The organism is Pantoea sp. ACRSB (genome assembly GCF_022346905.1).
In the GTDB taxonomy this organism is placed as follows: domain Bacteria; phylum Pseudomonadota; class Gammaproteobacteria; order Enterobacterales; family Enterobacteriaceae; genus Pantoea; species Pantoea piersonii.
The window spans coordinates 989,097-1,014,395 of sequence record NZ_JAKRNL010000001.1; the positions used below are offsets into that span (position 1 = coordinate 989,097).

A 25,299-nucleotide genomic window follows, 5' to 3' on the forward strand; every position below is an offset into this window, starting at 1 on the left:
TTTTACGCTAGCTGCGGCCTGTCTCAGCCAGCGCAACTGTCAGGCTGAATCAAAGCGTCGGAACAGCGCCTTGCCGCGCAGCAGCCGCACGCCCAGCCAGCCGCCGCACAGCGACAGCAGCAGCGCGCCGCTGAGCGGCAACGCCAGCCACAACGTCCAGTCTGGCTGCCACGGGAAATCAAAAATCTTACGCTGCAGCGACCACAGCGCCGCCTCCGCGCCCAGCGCCGCCGCCACGCCGGACACCACACCCAGCAGCGCGAACTCGCACCACAGCGTCGCGCGCAGCAGCTTCTTGCTGGCGCCCAGCGTGCGACAAACCACCAGCTCCTGACGCCGCTGCCGCATCCCCACCTGAATCTGCGCCAGCAGCAGCAGCACGCCGCAGAATGTTACCAGCACCACCATTATCTCCAGCGCCTGGCTCACCTGAGTCAGCACCTGGCCGATCTGCCGCATAATGCTGCCGATATCCAGCAGGCTCAGCGTCGGAAACGCCCGGTTAAGCTGCGCCAGCAGAGCCGGATCGCTATCCAGCCTGAAGCTGGTCAGCCAGGTCTGCGGCTGCGCATCCAGCGCGCCGGGCGGGAAGATAAAGAAAAAGTTAGGCCGCAGGCTCTCCCAGTCGACTTTGCGAAGGCTGGTGATTTTCGCGCTGAACGCCTGGGTATCGCCAGTGAAGGTCAGCGTATCGCCCAGAGTCACTCCCAGCCGGTCCGCCAGTTCCTTCTCCATCGACACTTCACCCGGCTTCGGCGGCCAGCTGCCCGCCACCAGCGGATTATGCTCAGGCCGCTCATTCATCCACGTCAGATTCAGCTCGCGGTTCAGGGCGTTATCCAGCTTCGGATCGGCCTCTTTGCCGTTCAGGCTGGTCAGGCGCACCCGCGCAACAGGATAGAAGGTTTCCGGCTTCACCTGATGCGAAGCGAGGAAAGCGCGCACCTGAGGCACCTGATCCTGCGTGATATTGAGCAGAAAATAGTTCGGACTGTCCGGCGGCAACTGTTGCTGCCAGCGGTCCAGCAGATCGCCGCGCATCACCAGCAGCAGCGCCAGCAGCATAAAAGAGAGCGAAAACGCCGCCAGCTGGCTCAGCGTCATGCCCGGCTGACGCAGCAGCCGGTTAATCGCCAGCCGCAGCGCCAGGCTGCGCACCACCAGCCGCCGCAGCAGCAACAGCGCGCCCCAGCCCAGCAGCGCCAGCACAGCTGCCAGCGTCACCACGCCCGCCAGCAGCGCCCACAGCATCTTGCTGCCGCCCACCAGCAATGCCAGCAGCGCAACCACGACCACGCCCATCGCCGGGATATAGCGCTTCAGCGGCCAGATATCAGCGACCGCGTCGCGTCGCAGCACGCGCAGCGGCTGGGTCGCCAGCAGCAGTCGATAGGGACGCAGGCCCACCAGCAGCGAAATCACAAACAGGGAACCGATCGCCCAGAGCCACGGCCAGCCGCTGGCGGGCGGCAGGGCTGCAGGCAGCACCGGCTTCAGCATCTGCATCAGCAGCGCCTCGACGCCCAGGCCGAGCGCCCCGCCGCACACGGTCGCCAGCAGCAGCACCGCCAGCCACTGCCCGACGATCAGCCGCCGCAGCGCGCGGCGCGTCGCGCCCAGCGTTTTTAACACCGCCACCAGATCGTAACGGCTGCGGCAGTAATGGCTCATCGCCACCGCGACGGCGGCGATCGCCAGCATCAGCGTCAGCAAAGCAGAGAGCAGTAAAAACTGCTGGGCGCGCTGCATCGAACGGCCGAGCGCATCTTCGGAATTCTCAACGCTGATCCAGCGCTGATCCGCTTTCAGCTGCGGCTGGATCCAACTGTCGTAGCGCGCCAGCTGCCGGGGTTCGCCGGCAAACTTATAGCGCCAGGTCAGGCGGCTGCCGGGCTGAATCGCGCCGGTCTTTTGCGCGTCGGCGAGATTAATTAGCAGGCGCGGCGCCATCTGGAAAGGGTTAAAACCGCCGTCCGGCTCCTGAATCACCTCGCCCGCGATGCGCAGGCTGGCGTCGCCGACATCCAGCCTGTCGCCCACCTTCAGGTTGAGCAGCGCCATCAGACGCGGCGCGGCCAGCGCCGTGCCGGGCGCGGGTTTCAGGCCTGGCGGATCGGTCTGCAAATCCCCGAACATCGGATAGCGATTATCCACCGCTTTGACCGCCGCCAGCTGCGGCGACTCACCGGCGAACGTCATGGTCATAAAGCTGAGCTGCCCGCTGACGGTTAGTCCCTCTTCCCGCGCCTTCGCCAGCCAGGCGTCCGGTACAGGCGAACTGCTGCGCAGCGTGCGGTCGCCCGCCATAAAGTCACGGCTCTGCTGGCTTAGCCCTTTCTCCATGCGATCGCCGATCGCGCCAAGCGCCAGCACGCAGGCCACCGCCAGGGTCAGCGCCATCCAGACGATCAGCAGCGAGGGCGAGCGCCACTCGCGCCAGAACCAGCGCCAGATCATCGCTCCTCCCACACTTTGCCGTCGCGCAGCCGCAGACGACGATCGCAGCGCGCCGCCAGCTGTTCGTCATGCGTCACCAGAATCAGCGTGGTGGCGTAGTCGCGGTTGAGCGAAAAAAGCAGATCGGCGATGCGATCGCCGGTCTTACGATCGAGATTGCCGGTGGGCTCATCGGCGAACAGCAGGCCGGGACGGCCGTTAAAGGCGCGCGCCAGCGCCACGCGCTGCTGCTCGCCACCGGAGAGCTGCGCAGGCAGGTGCGTCAGACGTTCGGCCAGCCCCAGCTGGGTTAACAGTTCGCGCGCCTGCTCGCGGCTCTGGCGGTCGCTCTCGCCGCGCAGCAGCGCGGGCAGTTGCACGTTCTCCAGCGCATTGAGCGTCGGCACCAGCATAAAAGACTGAAAGACAAAACCGACCTGCGTCGCCCGCAGCGCGGCGCGCTGCTCTTCATCCAGCTGATGCAAGGGTTGCCCCAGCAGGTTGACCTCGCCGCTGCTGCCGTCGTCGAGACCTGCCAGAATGCCCAGCAGCGTCGACTTGCCGGAGCCGGACTCGCCGATCAGCGCGATGGTCTCGGCCCGTTTGACAATGAAGTCAACTCCGGTAAGGATGATCAACTGGTGTTCACCCTGACCGACGGACTTTGTAAGATGATGAACTTCAAGAATGTTTTCCGCTGGCATTATCCTTTCCTGTTTTTCGTGCTTCTGCTGGCATCGCATTTCGCCGCTGCGAACACCTTACTGGTTTTAGGCGACAGCCTGAGCGCCGGCTACCGTATGTCGGCCAGCGCGGCCTGGCCGAGCCTGCTGAACAACCGCTGGCAGCAGCCCAGCGTAGTCAACGCCAGCATCAGCGGCGACACCGCCGCGCAGGGTCTGGCGCGCTTACCGGCGTTATTAAAACAGCATCAGCCGCAGTGGGTGTTAATCGAACTGGGCGGTAATGATGGACTGCGCGGCTTTCCATCGCAGGCTATCGAGCAGGATCTGCGTAAAATCATCGACGACGTGAAGGCGGCGAACGCCAGGCCGCTGCTGATGCAAATTCGTCTGCCCGCGAACTACGGGCGGCGTTATACGGAAGCGTTCAGCGGGATCTATCCCAGACTGGCACAGCAGTACAACATTCCTCTGGTGCCCTTTTTTATGGAGCAGGTCTACCTGAAGCCTGAATGGATGCAGCAGGACGGCATTCATCCGAACCCCGATGCGCAGCCCTTTATCGCCGAGCTGATGGCGAAAGAACTGGCCCCTTTAGTTAAGCATGAGTAATCTGCGGCGACGCGCTTTTTATGGGTAAAGATATGCAAAAAACCGTTGTAATTACCGGCTGTTCCAGCGGTATCGGTCGCGTCGCGGCGCAGGATCTGCAGGCGCGCGGCTACCGCGTGATCGCCGCCTGCCGCAAGCCGGAGGATGTGAATCAGATGCGCGCGCTCGGTTTTATCGCCGTCGCGCTGGATCTCGACGATGCACAGAGTATCGATCGCGCGGCTGATGAAATCCTGGCGCTGACGGACCATCGGCTGTTTGCGCTGTTCAACAACGGCGGTTTCGGCCTTTACGGGCCGTTGCGCACGCTGTCGCGCCAGCAGCTGGAGCGGCAGTTCTCCACCAACTTTTTCGGCACCCATCAGCTGACAATGCGGCTGCTGCCCGCGCTGGAGGCGAGCGGTGACGCCCGCATCGTCAACACCAGCTCCGTACTGGGGCTCATCTCAACTCCTGGCCGTGGTGCCTACGCCGCCAGCAAATATGCGCTGGAGGCCTGGAGCGACGCGCTGCGCCTTGAGGTACGCCGCAGCGGCGTGCGCGTCAGTTTGATCGAGCCAGGCCCTGTGCAGACTCGCTTTACCGACAACGTGACCCAGGGCGAGCCGGGCAAACCGGTGCGCAATCCCGGCATCGCCGCGCGCTTCACCCTGCCGCCGGAAGCGATTCTGCCCAAGCTACGCCACGCGCTGGAAAGCCCGCGGCCGCGGCTGCGCTATCCGGTGACGCTGGTCGCACATGCGATGAGCATCCTGAAACGGCTGTTGCCAGGCTGGATGCTGGATCGCATTTTAAGCAGCCGCTGAGAATTCATCTTGAAGCGGGGGCGTCCGGCCCCATATTCTTTATACACTTTCTGCCAAGAGACTTAGTCATGTCACCACAAGCTTCGATTATCGACGTCAACGAATCCAACCTGCACCAGACGCTGGAACACTCCATGCAGATCCCGGTGCTGTTCTATTTCTGGTCGGATCGCAGCCAACATTGCCAGCAGCTGACACCCCTGCTGGAACGCCTGGCGCAGGAGTACGCCGGTCAGTTTATTCTGGCGAAGCTCGACTGCGACAAAGAACAAATGGTGGCCTCGCAGTTTGGCCTGCGCTCTATTCCGACGGTCTATCTGTTCCAGAACGGCCAGCCGGTCGATGGCTTCCAGGGCCCGCAGCCGGAAGAAGCTATCCGCGCGCTGCTGGAGAAAGTATTGCCGCGCGAAGAGGAACTCAAAGCGCAGCAGGCGCTGGCGCTGATGAATGAAGGCAAGCCGCTGGAGGCGCTGCCGCTGCTGAAAGAGGCCTGGCAGCTTAGCCGTCAGGCGAGTGAAATCGGTTTTCTGCTGGCGGAAGTCCTGATTAGCCTGAACCGCAGCGACGAAGCTGAAGAGGTGCTGGCGAAGGTGCCGTTGCAGGATCAGGATACGCGCTATCAGAGCCTGATGGCGCAGATCGATCTGCTGAAGCAGGCAGCGGATACGCCGGAAATCCAGCAGCTGCAGTCGCAGCTGGAGAGTGACCCGACCAATGCGGAACTGGCTGCTAAGCTCTCGTTACAGCTGCATCAGGTGGGACGCAACGAAGAGGCGCTGGAGCTGCTGCTCGGTTTTCTGAAGCGCGATCTGAATGCGGCTGACGGACAGGTGCGTAAAATGCTGCAGGAGATCCTGGCGGCGCTGGGCACTGGCGACGCGCTCGCTGCCCGCTATCGCCGTCAGCTCTACTCGCTGCTCTACTGATTCGGCACCGCTGTATCCGGGCCGAAGCGACTCGGCCCGTAAATTAACAACCGGGAGGTTATATGTTGACAGTGATTCCTGCGCTGATCGTACTGGCGCTTGTAACGGTTTGGGCGGGCGTAAAAATCGTGCCGCAGGGCTATCAGTGGACCGTTGAGCGCTTTGGGCGCTACACCCGCACGCTGCAGCCCGGTTTGAGTCTGGTGGTGCCGTTTATGGATCGTATTGGTCGCAAGATCAATATGATGGAACGCGTGCTGGATATCCCCTCGCAGGAAGTCATCTCCAAAGATAACGCCAACGTCACTATTGACGCCGTCTGCTTTATTCAGGCGGTTGATCCAGCGCGCGCGGCCTATGAAGTCAGCAATCTTGAGCTGGCGATCATCAATCTCACCATGACTAATATCCGTACCGTTCTCGGCGGCATGGAACTGGATGAGATGCTGTCGCAGCGCGATAACATCAATACGCGTTTGCTGCATATCGTCGACGAAGCGACCAACCCCTGGGGCGTGAAAATCACCCGTATTGAAATCCGCGACGTACGTCCGCCGCAGGAGCTGATTGCCGCCATGAACGCGCAGATGAAGGCAGAGCGTACCAAACGCGCCGACATCCTTGCGGCGGAAGGCGTGCGTCAGGCGGCGATTCTGCGCGCCGAAGGCGACAAGCAGTCGCGCATTCTGAAAGCCGAAGGCGAGCGAACCTCAGCGTTCCTGCAGGCGGAGGCGCGCGAGCGCCAGGCCGAAGCCGAAGCGCGCGCCACCAAAATGGTGTCCGAAGCTATCGCGGCGGGCGATATCCAGGCGGTGAACTATTTTGTGGCGCAGAAATATACCGACGCGCTGCAGAAAATCGGTGAAGCCAGCAACAGCAAGGTGGTTATGATGCCGCTGGACGCCAGCAGCCTGCTGGGATCGGTGGCAGGCATCAGCGAGCTGCTGAAAGGCGCGTCTCCTGAGTCGAAACGCTAATGCTACTGGAAATCATCGCCCACCCGCACTGGTTCTGGCTGACGCTTGGCGGCCTGCTGCTGGCGGCGGAAATGCTCGGCACCAGCGGCTATCTGCTGTGGAGCGGCATCGCGGCGGTGCTGGTGGGTCTTGTAGAGTGGCTGGCTCCCTTTAGCTGGACGGCGCAGGGCACGCTGTTCGCGCTGCTGACCTTAGTCTGCGTTTATCTCTGGTATCGCTGGATGCGCCATCGCGAGCGCCATCAGCAGCCCAACTCTCTTAACCAGCGCGGCAACCAGCTGATCGGCACGCATCTGACGCTGGATGCGCCGCTGATTAACGGCATCGGCCATGTAAAGCTGGGCGACAGCAGCTGGCGCGTGCAGGCCGACCAGGATCTGCCTGCCGGCACTCAGGTTATCGTTACGGGCGTAGAGGGCATTACGCTGCACATCACGCCGCGCTAATCGTTCTGGCCCGGCGTATGGCCACAGCATCCCGCCAGGTTATTGATGATTGGACACTCCGCGCTCTCATCGCCTGGGCAGGCGTCGGCCAGCGCCAGCAGCCGCATGCGCATCGCCTGTAGCTCTTCAATATGCGTGGCGATCTCCGCCGCTTTTTGCAGGGTGCGCGCTTTGACGTCGGCGCTGTGGCGCGCCGGATCGTTGAACAGCGTGACCAGCTCGCGGCATTCATCAAGCGTAAAGCCCACCTGTCGCGCCTGACGCAGCAGGTTCAGCTCCTCAAGATGATGAGCGCTGTAGCGACGGTAGCCATTGTCGCTGCGCAGCGGCGGCGTCACCACGCCCTTCTCTTCATAGAAACGGATCGCTTTGCTGGTTAACCCGGTTTTTTTCGCCACATCGCTGATATTCACTCTGCTCTCTCCTTAAAAACCGATCGCGGCTATTGCCTGTAAAAATAGTTTGACCTTCCCCTTGATGGAAGGTTTAGCCTGTATAACGAGTGATAAAAAGCTCGCATTGTTAACTGCGACACAACAGGAGCCCACTATGTCTCACACTATCTCGCTGGCGCTGGAAGGTCTTTCCTGCGGCCACTGCGTCAAACGTGTTAAAGAAGCGCTCGAGCAGCGCGACGATGTCGAACAGGCCAGCGTCACGCAGCAGGAAGCGCAGGTGCTCGGCAGCGCCGACGCCGCGTCACTGATCGCCACCGTGGAAGAAGCGGGCTATCACGCCACGCTGAGCGGCGACAGCCACCCAAAGCCTGAGCCGTTGACAGCTTCAGAGCCGCCGCCGGAGGCGCTGACAACGGTGGCGGAAACCCAACCGGCACAAGAGAGTGAAACCGCGCAGTTCCTGCTGATCGAGGGCATGAGCTGCGCCAGCTGCGTCAGCCGGGTGGAGAAGGCGCTGGAGAAGGTGCCCGGCGTCACCCAGGCGCGGGTAAACCTTGGCGAACGCAGCGCGCTGGTCATCGGCGATGCCTCTGCGCAGCAGTTGGTCGAGGCGGTCGACGCGGCGGGCTACCAGGCTCAGGTGGTGCAGGATGAACAGGAGCGACGCGATAAACAGCAAAGCAGCGCGCGTCACGCGATGCGCCGTTTTAGCTGGCAGGCGGCGCTTGCGCTGGCTTTCGGCGCGCCCCTGATGATCTGGGGCATGATCGGCGACAATATGATGCTCAGCGACGCTAACCGCAGCCTCTGGCTCGCTATCGGCAGCGTGACGCTGTTGATCATGGTGGTCGCTGGCGGTCACTTCTATCGCAGCGCGTGGCGCAGCCTGCGCAACGGCAGCGCCACGATGGACACGCTGGTCGCGCTCGGTACCGCCGCCGCGTGGATCTACTCTTTCAGCGTCGCGCTCTGGCCTGACTTTTTCCCGATGCAGGCGCGCCATCTCTATTTTGAAGCCAGCGTGATGATTATCGGCCTGATTAATCTCGGCCATGCGCTGGAGCAGCGCGCGCGCCAGCGCTCCTCTAAAGCGCTTGAGCGCCTGCTCGATTTGACGCCCGCCCAGGCGCGCCTTGTCAGCGAACAGGGGGAAATGCTGGTGCCGCTCAGCGCGGTGCAGCCGGGTATGAAGCTGCGCCTGACCACGGGCGATCGCGTGCCGGTAGATGGCGAAATTGAAGAGGGCGAAGCCTGGCTGGATGAGGCGATGCTGACCGGCGAAGCGGTGCCGCAGGGCAAAGGCGCAGGCGACAAGGTATTTGCCGGGACGCTGGTGCAGGATGGCGCGGTGCGCTTTGTGGCGCGCGCTACCGGCCAGCACACCGCGCTGTCGCGTATTATTCATCTGGTGCGCCAGGCGCAGAGCAGCAAGCCTGACGTGGGCCGCCTCGCCGACCGTATTTCGGCGGTATTTGTGCCGGTGGTGGTAGCCATCGCCCTGATCAGCGCCGCGATCTGGTATTTCTTCGGCCCGCAGCCGCAGATCGCCTATACGCTGGTGATCGCTACCACGGTGCTGATTATCGCCTGTCCCTGCGCGCTGGGCCTGGCGACGCCGATGTCGATTATCGCGGGCGTCGGACGCGCTGCTGAACTGGGCGTGCTGGTGCGCGACGCCGACGCTCTGCAGCGCGCCAGCCGTATCGATACGCTGGTGTTTGATAAAACCGGTACGCTGACGGCAGGAACGCCGCAGCTCGACGAAGTGCTGACGTGGAACGGCTGGTCGCGTGATGCCGTATTGCAGGCGGCGGCCGCGCTGGAGAAAAACGCCAGCCATCCGCTGGCGCAGGCGATTGTCGCGGCGACCGACGCGACGGCCAATGTTGAGATTGCGCAATTTCGTACAATACGCGGCAAAGGTGTCAGCGGCATACTCGACGGCAGAACGCTGCTGCTGGGTAACACGGCGCTAATGCAGGATAACCATATCGCTCTGCAACAGGCACAGCCGGATATCGAGCGGCTGTCGCGTCAGGGCGCAACGCCGGTGCTGCTGGCGCAGAACGGTGAGCTTGTCGGTCTGATTGCGCTGCGCGACCAGCTGCGTCCCGAGAGCAAAGCGGCGCTACAGCGGCTGCATCAGGCGGGCTACCGGCTGATGATGCTGACCGGCGACAGAGAAGAGACGGCGCGTGCTATCGCTCAGGAAGCGGGCATCGACGAGGTAATCGCTGGCGTACTGCCCGAAGCGAAAGCGCAGACCATCGCCGAGCTGCAGCAGCAGGGCCGTCGCGTTGCTATGGTTGGCGACGGCATCAACGACGCGCCGGCGCTGGCGCAGGCGGATGTCGGTATCGCCATGGGCAGCGGTAGCGACGTGGCGGTAGAAACCGCGCCCATCACGTTGATGCGCGCCGATCTCAACAGCGTTGCCGATGCGCTGGCGCTCTCCAGCGCGACGCTGCGCAATATTCGCCAGAACCTGCTGGGCGCGTTTATCTATAACAGCCTGGGCATTCCGCTGGCGGCGGGCGTGCTCTATCCGCTGACCGGCGCGCTGCTCAGTCCGGTCGTCGCGGGCGCGGCGATGGCGCTCTCCTCGATTACCGTCGTCAGTAACGCAAACCGGCTGCTGCGCTTTCGTCCGACGCCGCGACAATAGCCGTTATTGCCCTGTTTTTCAGCGGCAGTAATCGCTAGCATGGCGTTTTGACTGAGTAAGGACAGGGAATGACAGGCAGCATTTGGCGCAGTGTGCAGGGGCTGATAAGCCGACTCTTTCCCGCCAGCTATCGCTGGCCCGCCCAGGATATTCGGCTGGACGATCGCCTGTTGCACCTGGTCGGCAGCATTCATATGGGCACGCGCGATATGCAGCCGCTGCCCGCGCGACTGCTGCGACAGTTACAAAAGGCGGATGCGCTGATTGTTGAGGCGGACATTACTCAGGGCGGCTCGCCGTTTGACGATCTCGAACAGCGCGCGCCGCTTGAGGCTCGCCTGACGTCAGAGGATCAGCATCGTCTTGAGGCGCTGTGCGGCGAACTTCATCTGTCGCTGACGATGTTTGATACCCTGCCCGCCTGGCAAATCGCGCTGATGTTACAGGCACAGCAGGCGCAGCGGCTTGGGTTACGCCCCGATTACGGCATCGATTTTCAGCTGCTGCAGGCGGCGAAAACGCTGAACAAACCGGTCATCGAGCTGGAGGGCGCAGAGACGCAAATCGCGCTGCTGAAATCGCTGCCGGATGACGGCATGGCGCTGTTAAAAGATACGCTGACGCACTGGCATACCAATGCGCGCCTGTTGCAGATGATGGTGAGCTGGTGGCTGGACGCGCCGCCGCGCCAGCCGCGCATTGAACTGCCCTCGACGTTTAGCTCGGCGCTCAACGATACGCTGATTGCGCAGCGCAACGCACAGTGGCGTGATCGATTACGGGCGTTGCCGTCCGGGCATTATGTCGTGGCGGTAGGCGCGCTGCATCTCTATGGCGAAGAAAATCTGCCTGGGCTTTTACGGCGGTAAAAAAAGAAGGCCGGTATTGCTACCGGCCTGTCAAAGAGGAATTTGTTTATCATTTTGGTTATCGCTCAGCCTTTCAGCTGGCGCGAAACCAATTCTCTCGCAAAGCACAAACTTTCGCCACTATTAATTTATTTAATTTAGGAATGAGATTTTTCCTATAAGGATGAATTTATGACGCCTGCTGTAAAACTTCTGGAAAAACAAAAGGTCCCTTTCACGCTTCATCCCTATGAGCATGACAGTCAGGAAACCAGTTTTGGCGACGAGGCGGTGCAGAAACTTAATCTGGATGCGCGGCAGGTCTATAAAACGCTGCTGGTCGCGCTGAACGGCGATGCGAAACAGCTGGCAGTCGCGGTGACACCGGTTGCCAGCCAGCTCGATCTGAAAAAGGTCGCAAAAGCCCTGGGAGCGAAAAAAGCGGATATGGCCGATCCGCAGCTGGCACAGCGTGTGACCGGCTATCTGGTGGGCGGCATCAGCCCGCTGGGGCAGAAAAAGCGTCTGCCGACGGTTATCGATAGCTCCGCCGCCGACTTCGCCACTATTTTTGTTTCCGGCGGCAAGCGCGGTCTTGATCTCGAACTGGCGGCGCAGGATCTGGCGCGCCTGCTCGACGCCCCACTGGCGGATATCGCACGACGCGATTAACCGCGCGGCTGGGCGCAGAGCTGATCGATCATCCAGCGTCCGGCTGGTCCCGGCGGATTGCGTCGCGACCATATCGCCTCTACCGCGATATGCTGCGGCCAGCCCGGCAGCGCCAGCTCCTGCAAAAGGCCATGACCAAACTGCCTGACCAGCCAGCGCGGCAGTATGCTCCAGCCGAACCCCTGCTCTGCCATCTCCAGCAGCAGCAAATAGGTCGGCGCCGACCAGACGCGTCCCGGCGGCGCGACAGCTTGCGGTTCAATCCAGGTATTAAGCCGCAGCTGGCGTACCTGCTCCAGCGCGCTTTCTGTAACGCCGGACTGCTGCGCCAGCAGATGATCGCGATGTATATAGATAGCCATTTCTGCATTCACCTGCAGCCGCGCGACGGCGATATCGGGCGGCAGAGCGGGCTGCGCGCGCACCACGCCCAGGTGAACGCGTCCCGCCTGCAGTAAATCCAGCACGTCGGCATCCTCCGCAATCATGCACTCCAGCTCAATTTCCGGGAAACGCGCGTCGAACTGCTTCAGCAGCTGCTCATGATGTTCGGTCTGCCAGAAATCTGACACGGCGAAACTAAGACGCGGCTCGACGCCCTGCGCCAGCCTGATGGCCAGCGCATCCAGCCGCTCGCTGGCGGCGAGGATCTGCTGCACCTGCGCCAGCGCGCCCCGGCCCTGATCGGTCAGGATCGGCTGACGTCCGCTGCGATCGAACAGTTTGAAACCGAGATCGTCCTCCAGCCCGGCTACCGCCATGCTGATGGTTGACTGGCTTTTGCCGAGCGCACGCGCCGCGGCGGAAAAGGACCCGCTGCTGACGGTCTGCACAAAGGCTTCTAAAGATTCAGGGGAGTAGCGCATTTTCATCCATCGCTTTTATCGATAGGTCATCATTTTATCTTATCACTAAGAGCTGCCAGAATGCCTGCCTGTCTGATGGAGGTGAATAATGCGTACCCGTTCGCTTAAAGAACGTTTTTTACATGCGCTGGGTTTTGAAACCCTGGCGATCCTGACCGTTTCGCCGCTGGCTGCCTGGGCGATGGATAAGCCGCTGTTTCAGATGGGCGCGCTGGCGCTTATGCTCTCTACCGTCGCGATGCTATGGAACATGATATACAACACCCTTTTTGACAGGCTATGTCCGCCGGGCCAGATCCATCGCGGACTGCTGATCCGCGCCTTGCACGCGCTGCTTTTCGAAGGCGGGTTTATTTTAATTGGCTTGCCGATCGCCGCGTGGATGCTCGGCATCTCGCTGTGGCAGGCGTTTTTGCTGGAAGTGGCGTTTTTCCTGTTTTTCCTGCCCTATACCATGGCGTACAACTGGGCATGGGACCGGCTGCGTCCGCGCTGGTTCGAACGTAACGCCTGCGAGGCATAGTTTTTTCAGACGGCTACGCTGTTAAGCAGCGATGACAGGGGCCGAGGCGCAAAGCGCTCTGCGTAGGGATAAAACGCCAGGGTGTGTTTGAACGACGCAGCATACTAGCCCGGTGACGGACGCACCTCAGGGATGAGGTGCGGATCCGCGCGATCAGCGCTGTCTTGAGCGCCTTTTCGATCGGGCCATACTGCTCGCGTGAGCATCCCGCCAGGTTTTCACGGCGCGTTATGCGCCGTTTCACGTCCCCAGGGCCAGAGCCACGCCAGAAACATCTGCGGATAGCTGCGCTTGTGCGGCTTGTCGCGCGCCTTTTTCTCCGCCTCCGTCAGCGTATGGATAGATTCTGTCGGCGCATAATCGCTGGCTTTCAGCGGCGAATGGGCTTTAACGTAGTCGCGCAGCACCTCAGCATCGATATTGCCGGGGTTTTGATAGCCTGCATGGGTATCGATACGCGGATAGCCGTCACCGCCTGCGGCGTTAAAACTGTTGGTCGCCATGCGATAGGTTTTATTCTCCTGCAGCGGCTGTCCATTAATGCGCACATCGCTCACCGTGTTGCCGTCCGCCACCAGGCTGACGTGCGCGAACTGAGCGAAGCCGCCCGCGTCAGGCTTAATATTCGCCACCACATCGAGATATTTTTTCACTTCGGCGCCGGTCATCGTCACTGACACCACCTGATTGCCGAACGGCTGCACCTGCAGCAGATCGCGCCAGCTTAGTTTGCCAACCGGGAGCGATGCGCGAATGCCGCCGCCGCTCATCACGGCGAAATCTGCCTGGGTCTTCGCCATTTGCGCGCGTAAAATCAGCTGCCCAAGATTGGTCTGGGTAAAACGCACCTGCTCGCGTTCGCCGTTAAACTGCCCTACCGTACTGCCGACGCTGACGTTCAGGCGCGTCTCAGCCCGCTTCTGATAAGGCATCAGCAGCTTCATCATTGCGGTATTCTTAGGGATCTCCTGCTGATACGTGAGCCAGGTCTCGCTGCCGTCGGCGTTTTTAATCTGATGCTTCAGGTTCACCGGCACCAGCGCGTAGGATTCCAGCGCAACTTCACCATTGCGCCAGGTAAAATCGCCGCGTCCGACATATTCGCCCCACTTCCCGGCCTGCATAATCCAGATGCCGTTCTGCTTGTCCGGCTGACAGGCGGCCCCCGGCTGATACTCTTTGATCAGCACGTTGGCTTTCTCCATGCACACCGTATCGTGCGAGTGACCGCCGACAATCATGGACACGGTGCCGGGCGGCAGGCTGCGCGCCAGGGTGACGTCGCCCGGCGCGTTGCTGCCGTGTTCGCCGTTATCGTCATAGCCGAGATGGCTCAGCACCACGATAACGTCAGGTTTCTCTCCGGCGCGCAGCTCCGCCACTGCTTTTTCCGTTTCGCTGACGGGATCGCGAAACTCGACATCCCGCAAATAGGCAGGGTTCGCCAGCTTAGCGGTATCGGGCGTAGCCAGGCCCAGTACGGCGATCTTTAGCCCCATGCGATTAAAAATCGCCCAGGGCTTAAAGAGACGCTGGCCGGTGCTTTTCTGATAAAGATTGGCAGCGAGAAAGGGAAAGCGCGCCCAGCTCTCCTGCTTGCGCAGCACCTCAAGCGGATGATCGAACTCGTGATTGCCGAGCGCCATGGCGTCATAGCCGATCAGGTTCATGCCGCGAATATCGGGCTCGGCATTAAGCTCGTCTGACTCGGGCACGCCGGTATTAACGTCGCCTGCGGAGAGGATCAGCGCGCCGCCGCCCCTGGCCTGTACGTCATAACGCAGCGTATCCATCAGCGTCTTTTGCGCTGCCAGCCCATATTCGCCCTGCGCGTTGTACCAGAAATGGCCGTGTTCATCATTTGTATGAAGGATGCTAAAGCGGTAAGTGCGATCCGCCTCAGCGGCCTGAGAAAGCGCAGGCGTCAGCGCCAGCAGCGCAAGGCCGGTTGCAGCCCATCGTGGTAACAGCAAAGCCCGTCTCCTTATTGTATGAAGTGCCCGTTCCGGGTGGTATCAGTATGCTGCCCCACTGTGTCGCATATTCCGCAGGTTAACTCAAGACGAAACGCCATTGCCGCTGGCCCTGAACGTGTTTTAACACTGATAATCAAAAGAAAGCCTACGCCACAAAGCTGATGCAAAGCCGCGCCTGGCGACTTTTCTCCGCCTTTTGGCGAGATTTCCTTTTGATAGTGCTCACCGGTGCGCCCTTTTCCAGAAAAATAGGGTTATACCGCCGCGCGCGGATCTCCCTGACTACGGCTTAAATTGCCGAAAACAGACAAAAATAACCGTTCGGCTCCTCTTTCCTCTTAATTTCAGACTTTCTACTTATCATTTAGCAATTATTTCAGCGAAAGAGTGCAGGTTGTCTTAAACTTCTTTGTTACAGGCAGATACATTTGTACACAAGGAGACAGGCATGCATCACACCACACCGCTGATCACCACTATCGTCGGGGGACTGGTTCTGGCGTTTCTCCTTGGCATGCTGGCAAACCGGCTGCGCATTTCGCCGCTGGTCGGCTACCTGCTGGCGGGCGTGCTGTCCGGGCCGTTTACGCCCGGTTTTGTCGCCGATACTAACCTCGCGCCAGAACTGGCGGAGCTGGGCGTCATTCTGCTGATGTTCGGCGTTGGTCTGCACTTTTCGCTAAAGGATTTAATGGCGGTAAAGAACATCGCCATTCCCGGCGCCGTGGCACAAATCGCCGTCGCTACGCTGCTGGGAATGGGCCTTTCCGCCTGGCTGGGCTGGTCGCTGATGACGGGTCTGGTGTTTGGTCTTTGTCTCTCCACCGCCAGCACCGTGGTGCTGCTGCGCGCGCTGGAGGAGCGTCAGCTGATTGACAGCCAGCGCGGGCAAATCGCCATCGGCTGGCTGATTGTCGAAGATCTGGTGATGGTGCTGACGCTGGTGCTGCTGCCCGCCATTGCCGGCATGCTGGAACAGGGCAATGCCAGCCCGCAGCTGCTGGCGTGGGATCTGCTGCTGACCATCGGCAAAGTCGCCGCCTTTATGGTGCTGATGATGGTAGTAGGCCGACGCGTAGTGCCCTGGATCCTGTCGAAAAGCGCCGCGACCGGCTCGCGCGAGCTATTTACCCTGGCGGTGCTGGCGCTGGCGCTTGGCATCGCCTTTGGCGCGGTAGAGTTTTTCGATGTCTCTTTCGCGCTCGGTGCTTTCTTTGCCGGGATGGTGCTGAATGAGTCAGAGCTGAGCCATCGCGCCGCCCATGACACACTGCCGCTGCGCGACGCCTTCGCGGTGCTCTTTTTCGTCTCGGTAGGGATGCTGTTCGATCCGAGGATCCTGATTGAGCAGCCGCTGGCCGTACTGGGCGCGCTGGTCATTGTGGTGCTGGGCAAGTCCCTCGCCGCCTGGCTGCTGGTGACGCTGCTGGGCCATTCGCGCCGCACCGCGCTGACCATCTCCGTCAGCCTGGCGCAGATCGGCGAGTTCGCTTTTATTCTCGCCGGGCTCGGCATTTCACTCAATTTACTCAGCAGCGAGGGGCGCAACCTGGTGCTGGCAGCGGCGATCCTGTCCATTATGCTGAACCCTATCTTGTTCAGCCTGCTGGAACGTTTTCTGGCGAAGAGCGAAAGCCGTCAGGAACAGGCGCAGCAAGAGGTGACTGAAGAGGAGAAGCAGATGCCGGTGGATATTTGCCACCATGCGGTGATTGTCGGCTATGGCCGGGTCGGCAGTCTGCTGGGCCAGAAACTGCTGGAAGCGGATGTGCCTTTCGTCGTGGTGGAGAATTCCCGCGCTCGCGTCGAGGCGCTGCGCGAGCAAGGCATCAGGGCGGTGCTCGGCAATGCTGTGCGCGCCGAAACCATGGAGCTGGCGCGGCTCGACTGCGCGCGCTGGCTGCTGCTGACCATCCCTAACGGCTATGAGTCGGGCGAGATCGTTACCACCGCGCGCGAAAAGTTTAACGATATTGAGATCATCGCGCGTGCGCACTATGACGACGAAGTAGAGTACATCATGGCGCGCGGCGCGACGCGCGTCGTGATGGGCGAGCGCGAAATCGCCTCCAGTATGTTGCATATGCTGGAAACAGACATCGCCGAGCGCCCTGTCGTACGCGAATGCCCCCTCTGACCGCCCCGGCTTTGTGTCGGCTCGTCCCGCGCCTTCTCCGACGCGGGACGACATCGCCTTTTGACCTCAGCTGAGGCTTAGCGATCCCAGTAGGACTCTTCCAGGCTGTCTTCACGCTCCGGCAGGCCGCGCGTCAGGCGCGGCGAATGCTGGTTCAGCACCTGATAGCTGACGCGGTTGGCATATTTGCACACCTGCGCCAGCGACGAGTAAGTCAGGTACTCGCGCGCATGCTTGCTGGAATTGGGCACCTTCTGCCGATGGTAGTTATTTGCCGTGATGTCATGCAGCAGCGCCGCCAGCGCGCCGTCGCCCGCGCCGTTGGTGTTCATGATCTTCTCTGGCCCGCCCATATAAGGTGCGATATGCGAGAAGATACGCAGCGGCTGCTCGCACTCCTGCTGGCGCATGGCGCGGCTGAACTCATACTGGTTGAATTCCGCGATCGCTCCCGGCAGCAGCGGATGATTGGTTTTGCGCTTGAATTCATCTTCGGTGTAGCCCGCCATATAAAGTCCGGTCGGACCGGCGGTGCAGAGCACCAGGTCTACCCACTCCAGCGCCATATCGGCCGCGCGCAGCGGATCCGATTCGCCGGTAAGCGCCAGCGCTTCCTCTTCGTTCATCGCCACAATAGTGACGTGATCGCGCAGGAAATCGCGCCAGAACTGCGGGTTATCGCCAATAACATATTTGGTGCCCAGCGTAAGCACCACCGGCACGTTGTGGCGCTTCGCATATTCAATCGCCTGCAGCGTGGCCTGCGGCATCGGCTCCCCTTCGGCACAGCGCACCAGATAGGAGGTAAGCACCAGCGCCGACGCGCCGGCAATCACCGCTTCAGGGATGCTCTCGGCGCGTAGCTGATTCATCTGCCCTGGGCTGATGGCGAAGGTGCGTTCGCCCTGCTCGCCGATCAGCGTAAAGCAGCGGCCAATGGCGCCGTCGACGCCCTGCAGATAGTTAAGATCCATTCGGCTGGAGGTGTTGCAGAGATAGCGATAGGCGTAGCCGCCAATCTGAATATTGTTGCACATTACGCCAAGCAGCACCGACCGGTCGTCGGCCAGTACGGAATAGTTGTGCAGCGTATTGCCAATAGTGCCGCCGGCAAACTGGTGGCTAATCAGGTTATCGCGCATCAGCTCGTGATAGAGCGCCTCGGCAACGTCGTCGGCGATAACTAACGAGTGTCCGGCGCTCAGGCCGTAGCGCACCAGGAAGGCGTCATCGACTTTGGCTTCGATATCGACCAGCGTCTGGTCGATTCCCACGACCCAGCTCCCCTCTTCCACCTCCTGCGAGGCGGCATGCAGTAAGGGATCGCGAGCGCTAACGGGAAAATAGTGTTTGGATTTACGTTTGCCGGGAAATTTCATGATGGGTGCCGTCAGAAAAACAGGCGGAGGATGATAGCACATTCTCCGCCGCGGCTTTAACGACGCGCGTTGACCAGCTGCACCATCATGTCAATGTGGGCCGCATCCGCGTTCAGCGCCGGAATATATTCGAACTTCTCGCCGCCGCCGTGTATGAAGAATTCGCGGTTCTGTTCGCTGATCTCTTCCAGTGTCTCCAGACAGTCCGCGGCAAAGCCCGGGCTCATCACCTGCACATGCTTAACGCCCTTCTTCGCCAGCCCCTGCATGGTTTCGTCAGTGTAGGGCTGCAGCCAGGGTTCGCGGCCAAAGCGCGACTGGAAGGTCATCATAATTTGATCGTCGCGCAGGCCCAGCGCCTGCTGCAGCAGCGCCGTGGTATCGGCGCAGCGCAGCGGATAGTCGTCGCCCTCTCTGGCGAAGCGCTGCGGAATGCCGTGATAGGAGAGCACCAGCAGATCTGGCTGGCCGTGCGCCGCGAACGAGCGCTCTACCGAGGCTTTCAGCGCGGCGATATAGGCTGGATGCTCGGCATAGTCGCGAATAAAGTGGATATCCGGCATAGTCCGCGCCGTTTTAAACGCGCTGTACAAACCGTCCCAGACCGCCGCCACGGTCGAGCAGGAGAACTGCGGATAGAGCGGCAGCACGATCATGCGCGTAACGCCCTGCGCCATCAGGCTATCCACCGCGCTCTGCAGGCTGGGGTTGCCATAGCTCATGCCCAGCTCGACCGGCATATCGACGCGCGCCGCCAGCGCTTCGCGCTGCTGTTTGCTGTAAACCATCAGCGGCGAACCGCCCTCCATCCAGACGGAGGCGTAAAGCTTCGATACGCGAGGCGAGCGAAACGGCAGAACGACGCCATTGAGGATCGGCCACCAGAGCCAGCGCGGCGTATCCACGACGCGGGGATCGCTGAGAAACTGTTTCAAATAGCGCTTTACAGCAGCTGTAGTGGGCGCGTCTGGCGTACCGAGATTAACCAGTAACACGCCGGGCTTGTCTTGCCTCATTGTTATTCCTTGATAGCGAAGATGCGTGAAAACAGGAGGAATTGTAGCGGAAACCGGGGAAGGGAAAAGCAATTACTGCAAAAGGGGCTGGCACTGCCAGCCCCAGAGGCGTTAGCCGAGAATGCGCGCCAGCTGCTTGCTGACGTCGGCGACCGGCTGAGTGCCGTCGATTTTGTGATAAGCGGTGTTGCCCGCTTCCGCTTCTTTGCTGTAGTAGGCGATCAGCGGCGCGGTCAGCTGGTGGTATTCCACCAGGCGCTTACGCACAGTCTCTTCCTGATCGTCTTTACGCGTGGTCAGCTCTTCGCCGGTAACGTCATCATGACCTTCCACTTTCGGCGGATTGTATTTAACGTGATAAACGCGGCCTGACGGCGCATGTACGCGACGGCCAACGATGCGATCGACGATCAGCTCGTCCGGCACGGCGAACTCCAGCACGCAGTCAATTTTAATGCCGGCCTCTTTCATCGCATCCGCCTGCGGGATGGTGCGTGGGAAACCGTCCAGCAGAAAACCGTTTTTGCAGTCTTCCTGCGCGATACGCTCTTTTACCAGCGCGATAACCAGCTCGTCAGTTACCAGTTTACCGGCGTCCATAATGGCTTTCGCCTGGTTGCCGAGCTCGGTGCCGGCTTTAACCGCCGCACGCAACATATCGCCCGTGGAGATTTGCGGGATGCCATATTTCTCCATGATGAACTGAGCCTGAGTGCCCTTACCTGCGCCCGGAGCACCGAGCAGAATAATACGCATTGCGTAAATCCCCTTGCGAATCGCATTGATCAATCTAGAAGGCGAAGACCATACCATTATGACCCGCTCACCACAAGAAAGGCGCAGGCGCCTTCCCGGCGACGATAGCCCGTTTCTCCATAAAAGGCGGCGGACAGGCGCGGCTACGCCTTTTTTTCAGATTTGCCGCCAGGGCTGAACAGCGCCTGAACTCTTTTGTCGATCTGCGGCGTCAGGTTGGTCTGCTTTCGCCCGCTCCCGCGCTGGCTGGCGCGCACCAGCAGATACCCCTGCTGCGGCCACAGCTCCAGATCGCTGGCGGGCGTCAGCGCGGCCAGCAGCGTCCGCGGCAGGGGAAAGCTGGCGAACGGCACGCCTGGGGTATGGCTGGAGGCGAGCAGCATCGGCGCGTGAAGGCTAATCGCGTTGACGCTGGCATGGTTATAAGGGCGCCAGCTTTGCTCTCTGATACGCGCCAGCGCGGCAAGCACCGGCGCGTCCAGCGGCAAGCCCTGCTCGAACAGCCGCAGCTCGCTGCGCACCAGCGTGCTGAAGTCGGCGGTGCGCAGCGCTACCAGCACCAGACCTTCTGGCAGATCGGCATGCCGATCGAGGCGCGCGACAAACAGCCTGGCGTGCGCCATCACTTCCTCATGCAGCACGCTGGCGAAGCTTTCGCTGACGTCAACCACTCCCTGATGCTGGCACTCATGCAGCGATCGCACTCGCCCATACGGCAGTTCTACGTGCGCGATGAAATTGATATTCCCGGCCATCAGCGGCACCGCGGGCAATACATTCAGCTCCGTGACGGGAAAGTGCGTGGCGTAGCGCGTCTGATTGCGCGCCTGCTCCTGCCGCAGGAAAAGCTGAGAAAGCAGAATGCGTGCTACGTGCAGCGACGGGGCGAAGAACACATCATACTGATCCAGCCGGTAATGCCGTGACAACAGGGTACGTAACCGGTCTCGCGCCTCGGAAGGTCGGTCGGCCCAGGGATGAAATGCCATCGCGTCGTGGTTCTCTTTTTATCTCTCGGGTGATGGCGGGTGCAGAGCCACGCATAGCTCTGCCTGCGAGTCAACCCGCCATAATCAGCGGGCAAGGTTAGGGGAATGCGGCTGGACTTTAAAATGATATAAACTGACAATCCCTGTTAGGTTTTTACACAGGGGATGAGTATGACCCGGCTACCTCCGCTAAGGGCGCTGCACCATTTTCACCAGGCGGCGTTACACAGCAGCTTTAGCGTGGCGGCCGAACGCCTGCACGTCACTCACAGCGCCGTAAGCCATCAGATTCGCCAGCTGGAGAGCTGGATGGGCAAGCCGCTTTTCGTGCGCACCAACGGACGCGTTAAATTAACCTCACACGGCGAGCGCCTGCTGCTCAGCTGTCAAAAAGCCTTTAGCGAACTTTCCACCACCTGCGCCAGCATTCGCACCGGCATGCGCCATCATCTGACTGTCTCCTGCGCGCCAAGTTTTCTGTCGCAGTGGCTGATTCCGCGCATCAGCACCTTTTATCAGCGCTATCCCGATATCGAAATTCACTTTCAGGGGCAGCTGGAGCTGAGTCAGCTGCGCAGCGAACATGTCGACGTTTTGATCCTTAGCTATGAGCAGCCGCCCGACGGCGATATCGACGCCACGCTAATCGGTGATGATTATCTTGGGCCGCTCTGCGCGCCGCTGTTCGCCCCGCGCTTTCGCAGCGTGCAGGATCTCGCTGCCCTTCCTTTGCTGCACGCCGATACGCGCCTGCACGCCTGGGCGGAGTGGTCGAAAAGCGCCGAGGTGCGCGGCAATTTCTGGTCGGGAAAGCATTTCGACAACCTGACGCTTGGCATCCAGGCGGCGAAAAACGGGCTGGGCGTGATTGTGGCGCCGCGTCTGCTGGTGCGCAAAGAGCTTGAAGAGGGGTCGCTGATCGCGCCGCTCGGCTTTGTCCGCGTCGATCGCGCGACCTGGATGATGACGAAGGAGTCGCGACGCAACGACGGCGAGATTACGCTGTTTCGCGACTGGCTGCGCGAGGCGGCGCAGCAGTAAGGGGTGTTTAGAAAGTGAATCACGCGCGTAAGGGCGCGTAGCCTGGGCAAAGAAGGGCACGACCAGAGGTGACTTACAGGCAGGTAATAGCCTTCAGGAACGGAGGCGTGGCTCAGGAGCAAATCATCCCTCAACAGCAGCGTTTTAACACACAACGGCCGGTATTTTACCGGCCGTTGTGTTAGCTCATTACGCCGTCAGCAGCTGATTCATACGGCGGATAAACTGGTTAGGATCGTCCAGCGTGCCGCGCTCGGCCAGCAGCGCCTGATCCAGCAGCAGCTCGATCCACTCGCCGAAGCGCGTTTCGTCCTGCGTATCCGCCACGCGTTTCACCAGCTGGTGATCCGGGTTGATCTCGAAAATATACTTCACTTCCGGCACCGCCTGGCCCGCCGCGGCGAACAGCTTCGCCATCTGGGTGCTCATTTCGTTGGCGTCAGTGGTGACGATGGCTGGCGTATCGGTCAGACGATGCGTCAGGCGCACCTCTTTCACGCGGTCGCCCAGCAGCGTTTTCACGCGCTCCACGAACGGCTCCAGCGCCTTCTCCGCTTCTTTCTGCTCTTCGCTCTCTTCATCCGCCAGCTTGCTCAGCGACTCGTCCGCTTTGCTGACTGACTGGAACGCCTTGCCGTCGAACTCGGTAAGGTAGCTCATCATCCACTCGTCGATGCGATCGGAGAGCAGCAGCACCTCGATGCCTTTCTTGCGGAACAGCTCCAGATGCGGGCTGCTCTTCGCAGCGGCGTAGCTGTCGGCGGTGATGTAGTAGATCTTCTCCTGACCTTCCACCATGCGGCTGACGTACGCTTCCAGCGATACATTCTGATCGGCGCTGTCGTTGTGCGTTGAGGCGAAACGCAGCAGCTTCGCGATCGCTTCCTGGTTGGCGCTGTCTTCCGCCGGCCCCTCTTTCAGCACCAGACCGAACTCTTTCCAGAAGGTCTGGTATTTTTCAGCGTCATCTTTAGCCAGCTTTTCCAGCATCTGCAGCGTGCGCTTCGTCAGCGCAGCGCGCAGGGTCTGGGTAACGCGGCTGTCCTGCAGGATTTCGCGCGACACGTTCAGCGGCAGATCGTTGGAGTCGATCAGGCCGCGCACGAAGCGCAGGTAGTTCGGCATAAACTGCTCGGCGTCATCCATAATAAAGACGCGCTGCACATAGAGCTTCAGCCCATGTTTATGGTCGCGGTTCCACATATCGAACGGCGCGCGTGACGGAATATAGAGCAGGCTGGTGTACTCCTGCTTGCCCTCGACGCGGTTGTGGCTCCAGATAGCGGGATCGCTGAAGTCGTGCGCGATATGCTTATAGAACTCGTTGTACTCTTCGTCGCTGATTTCAGACTTGTTGCGCGTCCACAGCGCCTGGGCTTTGTTGATCTTCTCCCAGGTGGTGGTGTCGTTCTCTTCATCTTTGCTTTCGATTTCCACCGGCAGCGCGATGTGATCGGAGTATTTGCCGATAATGCTGCGCACGCGCCAGGCGTCGAGGAACTCATCTTCGCCTTCACGCAGGTGCAGCGTGATTTCGGTGCCGCGATCGGCTTTGGTGATATCGGCGATGGTATATTCGCCTTCGCCCGCCGACTCCCAGAACACGCCCTCATCCGCCGCCGCGCCTGCGGCACGCGTACGGACCGAGACCTTGTCCGCCACGATAAACGCAGAGTAGAAGCCCACGCCGAACTGACCGATCAGCTGGCTGTCTTTCGCCTGGTCTGAACCCAGGGACTCGAGGAAAGATTTAGTGCCGGATTTAGCGATGGTACCCAGGTTCTCAATCACCTCATCGCGACGCATGCCGATACCGTTGTCCGACAGCGTCAGGGTGCGCTTGTCCTTATCAACAGAGAGACGCACGCGCAGTTCGCCGTCGCCTTCATAGAGGCTGGCGTCCGACAGCGCGCGGAAGCGCAGCTTATCGGCAGCGTCCGAGGCGTTGGAGATCAGCTCGCGCAGGAAAATCTCTTTGTTTGAGTAGAGGGAATGGATCATCAGGTGCAGAAGCTGTTTTACCTCTGACTGAAAGCCACGCGTCTCTTGTCCTTTCATGGTCATTGTTACCTCAACGGAATCAGGTTGAACGAACGTTGAGGTTGATGTGGGGATGGTGCGGAAAATTTCAAGCCGACGTCGTTAACGACGTCGGCAAGCGGTCAGAAAGTAATCTTGTGACGCCCGGCCAGCGAGTGCGACAGCGTCGTGCCATCTACCATCTCCAGCTCGCCGCCTACCGGCACGCCGTGAGCGATGCGGCTGGCGTCGACGCCGTACTGGCCGCACAGCTCGGCGATATAGTTGGCCGTCGCTTCGCCTTCAACCGTGGGGTTGGTGGCGAGGATCACCTCCTTCAGGGTTTCTTTCTCCAGCCGCTGCTCAAGACGGTCTAACCCGATATCCTGCGGGCCAATGCCGTCCAGCGGGGAAAGATGGCCCATCAGGACAAAGTAGCGTCCGGCGAACTGACCGGTCTGCTCAATGGCGTGAATATCCGCCGGGCTCTCCACCACGCAGATTTGCCCGTTCTGCTGACGCCGCGGATTGGCGCAGATGGTGCAAATTTCCTGCTCGGTGAAGGTGCGGCAGTCGGCGCAGTGGCCGATTTCAGACATTGCACGCGTAAGCGCCTGCGCCAGCCGCATGCCACCGCTGCGATCGCGCTGCAGCAGCTGAAACGCCATGCGCTGCGCCGACTTCGGCCCAACGCCGGGCAGGCAGCGCAGCGCCTCCATCAGAGATTCAAGCAGTGGACTGGTTTGCATCAGAACGGCATCTTAAAGCCGGGCGGCAGCTGCATACCGGCGGAAACAGAGGCCATTTTCTCTTTCTGCGTTTCGTCGATACGGCGAGCGGCATCGTTGAATGCGGCGGCGACCAGATCTTCCAGCATATCTTTGTCATCTTCCAGCAGGCTGGGATCGATCTCCACGCGACGGCAGTTGTGCGCGCCGTTGATGGTCACTTTCACCAGGCCTGCGCCCGATTCGCCGGTAACTTCCAGCGCGGCGATCTCTTCCTGGACTTTGGCCATTTTGTCTTGCATTTGCTGGGCCTGCTTCATCAGGTTGCCCAGTCCGCCTTTACCAAACATAGTTTTCTCTCTCAGCTAAGGCCGCATCGCTATCCATGAGACAGCGGCAG

23 protein-coding genes are annotated in these 25,299 nt (G+C 60.6%); 11 read left to right on the top strand and 12 right to left on the bottom strand.

The window, feature by feature from the left end; translation table 11 throughout:
- Positions 1-39 precede the first annotated feature (39 nt).
- Positions 40-2,457, bottom strand: a complete 2,418-nt coding sequence (gene ybbP, locus MHZ89_RS04840) for a putative ABC transporter permease subunit YbbP (RefSeq protein ID WP_311782050.1) — start codon at positions 2,455-2,457, stop codon at positions 40-42.
- Positions 2,454-3,140, bottom strand: a complete 687-nt coding sequence (gene ybbA, locus MHZ89_RS04845; protein ID WP_120451339.1) for a putative ABC transporter ATP-binding protein YbbA — start codon at positions 3,138-3,140, stop codon at positions 2,454-2,456. The genes ybbP and ybbA overlap by 4 nt, the downstream gene beginning before the upstream one ends.
- Here ybbA and tesA point away from each other — a divergent pair.
- The 5 genes from tesA (at position 3,108) to MHZ89_RS04870 (ending at position 6,886) form a co-directional block, all read left to right on the top strand.
- Positions 3,108-3,731: a multifunctional acyl-CoA thioesterase I/protease I/lysophospholipase L1 gene (tesA, locus tag MHZ89_RS04850; RefSeq protein ID WP_311782051.1), complete on the top strand. Its 624-nt coding sequence runs from the start codon at positions 3,108-3,110 to the stop codon at positions 3,729-3,731. The genes ybbA and tesA overlap by 33 nt on opposite strands.
- A 32-nt stretch (positions 3,732-3,763) precedes the next feature.
- A complete protein-coding gene (locus MHZ89_RS04855) occupies positions 3,764-4,537 on the top strand; it encodes an SDR family oxidoreductase (RefSeq protein ID WP_311782052.1) in 774 nt (257 codons plus the stop codon).
- 68 nt (positions 4,538-4,605) lie between these two features.
- Entirely contained in the window at positions 4,606-5,463 is an 858-nt protein-coding gene (locus tag MHZ89_RS04860) for a co-chaperone YbbN (protein WP_311782053.1), read from the top strand.
- Between the two features lie 62 nt (positions 5,464-5,525).
- On the top strand, positions 5,526-6,440 hold the full coding sequence (locus MHZ89_RS04865; RefSeq protein WP_271152255.1) for an SPFH domain-containing protein: 915 nt from the start codon (positions 5,526-5,528) through the stop codon (positions 6,438-6,440).
- The gene (locus MHZ89_RS04870; protein WP_269949384.1) at positions 6,440-6,886 is read left to right on the top strand and encodes an NfeD family protein; all 447 of its coding nucleotides are present in this window, start codon (positions 6,440-6,442) and stop codon (positions 6,884-6,886) included. Before MHZ89_RS04865 ends, MHZ89_RS04870 begins: the two co-directional genes overlap by 1 nt.
- On the opposite strand, the gene cueR is transcribed toward MHZ89_RS04870, so the two are convergent.
- The gene (gene cueR / locus MHZ89_RS04875; protein WP_311782054.1) at positions 6,883-7,299 is read right to left on the bottom strand and encodes a Cu(I)-responsive transcriptional regulator; all 417 of its coding nucleotides are present in this window, start codon (positions 7,297-7,299) and stop codon (positions 6,883-6,885) included. The two genes, MHZ89_RS04870 and cueR, sit on opposite strands and share 4 nt — an antisense overlap.
- A gap of 136 nt (positions 7,300-7,435) precedes the next feature.
- Between cueR and copA the strand changes: the two genes are divergently transcribed.
- From copA to ybaK, 3 genes are all read left to right on the top strand, one after another.
- Positions 7,436-9,949 (top strand): copper-exporting P-type ATPase CopA, encoded by a 2,514-nt coding sequence (copA, locus tag MHZ89_RS04880; protein WP_311782055.1) that lies wholly within the window; start codon positions 7,436-7,438, stop codon positions 9,947-9,949.
- A gap of 68 nt (positions 9,950-10,017) precedes the next feature.
- Positions 10,018-10,818 carry a TraB/GumN family protein gene (locus tag MHZ89_RS04885; protein WP_311782056.1) on the top strand — a complete coding sequence of 267 codons (801 nt, stop codon included), beginning with the start codon at positions 10,018-10,020 and terminating at the stop codon, positions 10,816-10,818.
- A 171-nt stretch (positions 10,819-10,989) separates the two neighbouring features.
- The gene (gene ybaK / locus MHZ89_RS04890; RefSeq protein ID WP_311782057.1) at positions 10,990-11,469 is read left to right on the top strand and encodes a Cys-tRNA(Pro)/Cys-tRNA(Cys) deacylase YbaK; all 480 of its coding nucleotides are present in this window, start codon (positions 10,990-10,992) and stop codon (positions 11,467-11,469) included.
- Here ybaK and MHZ89_RS04895 read toward each other — a convergent pair.
- Complete coding sequence (locus MHZ89_RS04895) at positions 11,466-12,335, bottom strand: LysR family transcriptional regulator (protein WP_311782058.1); 870 nt, start codon at positions 12,333-12,335, stop codon at positions 11,466-11,468. The genes ybaK and MHZ89_RS04895 overlap by 4 nt on opposite strands.
- Positions 12,336-12,423: 88 nt before the next feature.
- Here MHZ89_RS04895 and MHZ89_RS04900 point away from each other — a divergent pair, with 88 nt between their 5' ends.
- Complete coding sequence (locus MHZ89_RS04900; RefSeq protein ID WP_311782059.1) at positions 12,424-12,858, top strand: multidrug/biocide efflux PACE transporter; 435 nt, start codon at positions 12,424-12,426, stop codon at positions 12,856-12,858.
- A gap of 218 nt (positions 12,859-13,076) precedes the next feature.
- Here the strand turns inward: MHZ89_RS04900 and ushA are convergent, their stop codons facing one another.
- Positions 13,077-14,831, bottom strand: a complete 1,755-nt coding sequence (gene ushA, locus MHZ89_RS04905; RefSeq protein WP_311782060.1) for a bifunctional UDP-sugar hydrolase/5'-nucleotidase UshA — start codon at positions 14,829-14,831, stop codon at positions 13,077-13,079.
- Between the two features lie 451 nt (positions 14,832-15,282).
- Between ushA and ybaL the strand changes: the two genes are divergently transcribed.
- Positions 15,283-16,971 carry a YbaL family putative K(+) efflux transporter gene (ybaL, locus tag MHZ89_RS04910; RefSeq protein WP_311782061.1) on the top strand — a complete coding sequence of 563 codons (1,689 nt, stop codon included), beginning with the start codon at positions 15,283-15,285 and terminating at the stop codon, positions 16,969-16,971.
- Positions 16,972-17,048: 77 nt separating this feature from the next.
- On the opposite strand, the gene MHZ89_RS04915 is transcribed toward ybaL, so the two are convergent.
- From MHZ89_RS04915 to MHZ89_RS04930, 4 genes are all read right to left on the bottom strand, one after another.
- Positions 17,049-18,350, bottom strand: a complete 1,302-nt coding sequence (locus tag MHZ89_RS04915; RefSeq protein WP_269949390.1) for an inosine/guanosine kinase — start codon at positions 18,348-18,350, stop codon at positions 17,049-17,051.
- A 56-nt stretch (positions 18,351-18,406) separates the two neighbouring features.
- Complete coding sequence (gene hemH / locus MHZ89_RS04920) at positions 18,407-19,366, bottom strand: ferrochelatase (protein WP_311782062.1); 960 nt, start codon at positions 19,364-19,366, stop codon at positions 18,407-18,409.
- 111 nt (positions 19,367-19,477) lie between these two features.
- Complete coding sequence (gene adk, locus MHZ89_RS04925) at positions 19,478-20,122, bottom strand: adenylate kinase (protein ID WP_126689271.1); 645 nt, start codon at positions 20,120-20,122, stop codon at positions 19,478-19,480.
- 143 nt (positions 20,123-20,265) lie between these two features.
- Positions 20,266-21,111 carry a DUF6024 family protein gene (locus tag MHZ89_RS04930; RefSeq protein ID WP_311782063.1) on the bottom strand — a complete coding sequence of 282 codons (846 nt, stop codon included), beginning with the start codon at positions 21,109-21,111 and terminating at the stop codon, positions 20,266-20,268.
- A 171-nt stretch (positions 21,112-21,282) separates the two neighbouring features.
- Between MHZ89_RS04930 and MHZ89_RS04935 the strand changes: the two genes are divergently transcribed.
- A complete protein-coding gene (locus MHZ89_RS04935) occupies positions 21,283-22,152 on the top strand; it encodes a LysR substrate-binding domain-containing protein (RefSeq protein WP_311782064.1) in 870 nt (289 codons plus the stop codon).
- A gap of 189 nt (positions 22,153-22,341) precedes the next feature.
- On the opposite strand, the gene htpG is transcribed toward MHZ89_RS04935, so the two are convergent.
- From htpG to MHZ89_RS04950, 3 genes are all read right to left on the bottom strand, one after another.
- Entirely contained in the window at positions 22,342-24,216 is a 1,875-nt protein-coding gene (gene htpG / locus MHZ89_RS04940; protein WP_126689269.1) for a molecular chaperone HtpG, read from the bottom strand.
- Positions 24,217-24,314: 98 nt separating this feature from the next.
- Complete coding sequence (gene recR, locus MHZ89_RS04945; RefSeq protein ID WP_120451321.1) at positions 24,315-24,920, bottom strand: recombination mediator RecR; 606 nt, start codon at positions 24,918-24,920, stop codon at positions 24,315-24,317.
- Entirely contained in the window at positions 24,920-25,249 is a 330-nt protein-coding gene (locus MHZ89_RS04950) for a YbaB/EbfC family nucleoid-associated protein (RefSeq protein WP_081139342.1), read from the bottom strand. The genes recR and MHZ89_RS04950 overlap by 1 nt, the downstream gene beginning before the upstream one ends.
- Positions 25,250-25,299: the final 50 nt, after the last annotated feature.

Bases quoted from the DNA above. Each gene is read 5' to 3' on its own strand.
- MHZ89_RS04885 (WP_311782056.1), top strand. From the start codon at position 10,018: ATGACAGGCAGCATTTGGCGCAGTGTGCAGGGGCTGATAAGCCGACTC.
- tesA (WP_311782051.1), top strand. From the start codon at position 3,108: ATGATGAACTTCAAGAATGTTTTCCGCTGGCATTATCCTTTCCTGTTT.
- MHZ89_RS04930 (WP_311782063.1), bottom strand. From the start codon at position 21,111: ATGGCATTTCATCCCTGGGCCGACCGACCTTCCGAGGCGCGAGACCGG.
- MHZ89_RS04935 (WP_311782064.1), top strand. From the start codon at position 21,283: ATGACCCGGCTACCTCCGCTAAGGGCGCTGCACCATTTTCACCAGGCG.
- recR (WP_120451321.1), bottom strand. From the start codon at position 24,920: ATGCAAACCAGTCCACTGCTTGAATCTCTGATGGAGGCGCTGCGCTGC.
- MHZ89_RS04855 (WP_311782052.1), top strand. From the start codon at position 3,764: ATGCAAAAAACCGTTGTAATTACCGGCTGTTCCAGCGGTATCGGTCGC.
- MHZ89_RS04915 (WP_269949390.1), bottom strand. From the start codon at position 18,350: ATGAAATTTCCCGGCAAACGTAAATCCAAACACTATTTTCCCGTTAGC.
- htpG (WP_126689269.1), bottom strand. From the start codon at position 24,216: ATGACCATGAAAGGACAAGAGACGCGTGGCTTTCAGTCAGAGGTAAAA.
- MHZ89_RS04895 (WP_311782058.1), bottom strand. From the start codon at position 12,335: ATGCGCTACTCCCCTGAATCTTTAGAAGCCTTTGTGCAGACCGTCAGC.
- MHZ89_RS04900 (WP_311782059.1), top strand. From the start codon at position 12,424: ATGCGTACCCGTTCGCTTAAAGAACGTTTTTTACATGCGCTGGGTTTT.
- copA (WP_311782055.1), top strand. From the start codon at position 7,436: ATGTCTCACACTATCTCGCTGGCGCTGGAAGGTCTTTCCTGCGGCCAC.
- ybbP (WP_311782050.1), bottom strand. From the start codon at position 2,457: ATGATCTGGCGCTGGTTCTGGCGCGAGTGGCGCTCGCCCTCGCTGCTG.
- hemH (WP_311782062.1), bottom strand. From the start codon at position 19,366: ATGAGGCAAGACAAGCCCGGCGTGTTACTGGTTAATCTCGGTACGCCA.
- MHZ89_RS04865 (WP_271152255.1), top strand. From the start codon at position 5,526: ATGTTGACAGTGATTCCTGCGCTGATCGTACTGGCGCTTGTAACGGTT.
- ybaL (WP_311782061.1), top strand. From the start codon at position 15,283: ATGCATCACACCACACCGCTGATCACCACTATCGTCGGGGGACTGGTT.
- ybaK (WP_311782057.1), top strand. From the start codon at position 10,990: ATGACGCCTGCTGTAAAACTTCTGGAAAAACAAAAGGTCCCTTTCACG.
- ybbA (WP_120451339.1), bottom strand. From the start codon at position 3,140: ATGCCAGCGGAAAACATTCTTGAAGTTCATCATCTTACAAAGTCCGTC.
- MHZ89_RS04950 (WP_081139342.1), bottom strand. From the start codon at position 25,249: ATGTTTGGTAAAGGCGGACTGGGCAACCTGATGAAGCAGGCCCAGCAA.
- MHZ89_RS04870 (WP_269949384.1), top strand. From the start codon at position 6,440: ATGCTACTGGAAATCATCGCCCACCCGCACTGGTTCTGGCTGACGCTT.
- adk (WP_126689271.1), bottom strand. From the start codon at position 20,122: ATGCGTATTATTCTGCTCGGTGCTCCGGGCGCAGGTAAGGGCACTCAG.
- MHZ89_RS04860 (WP_311782053.1), top strand. From the start codon at position 4,606: ATGTCACCACAAGCTTCGATTATCGACGTCAACGAATCCAACCTGCAC.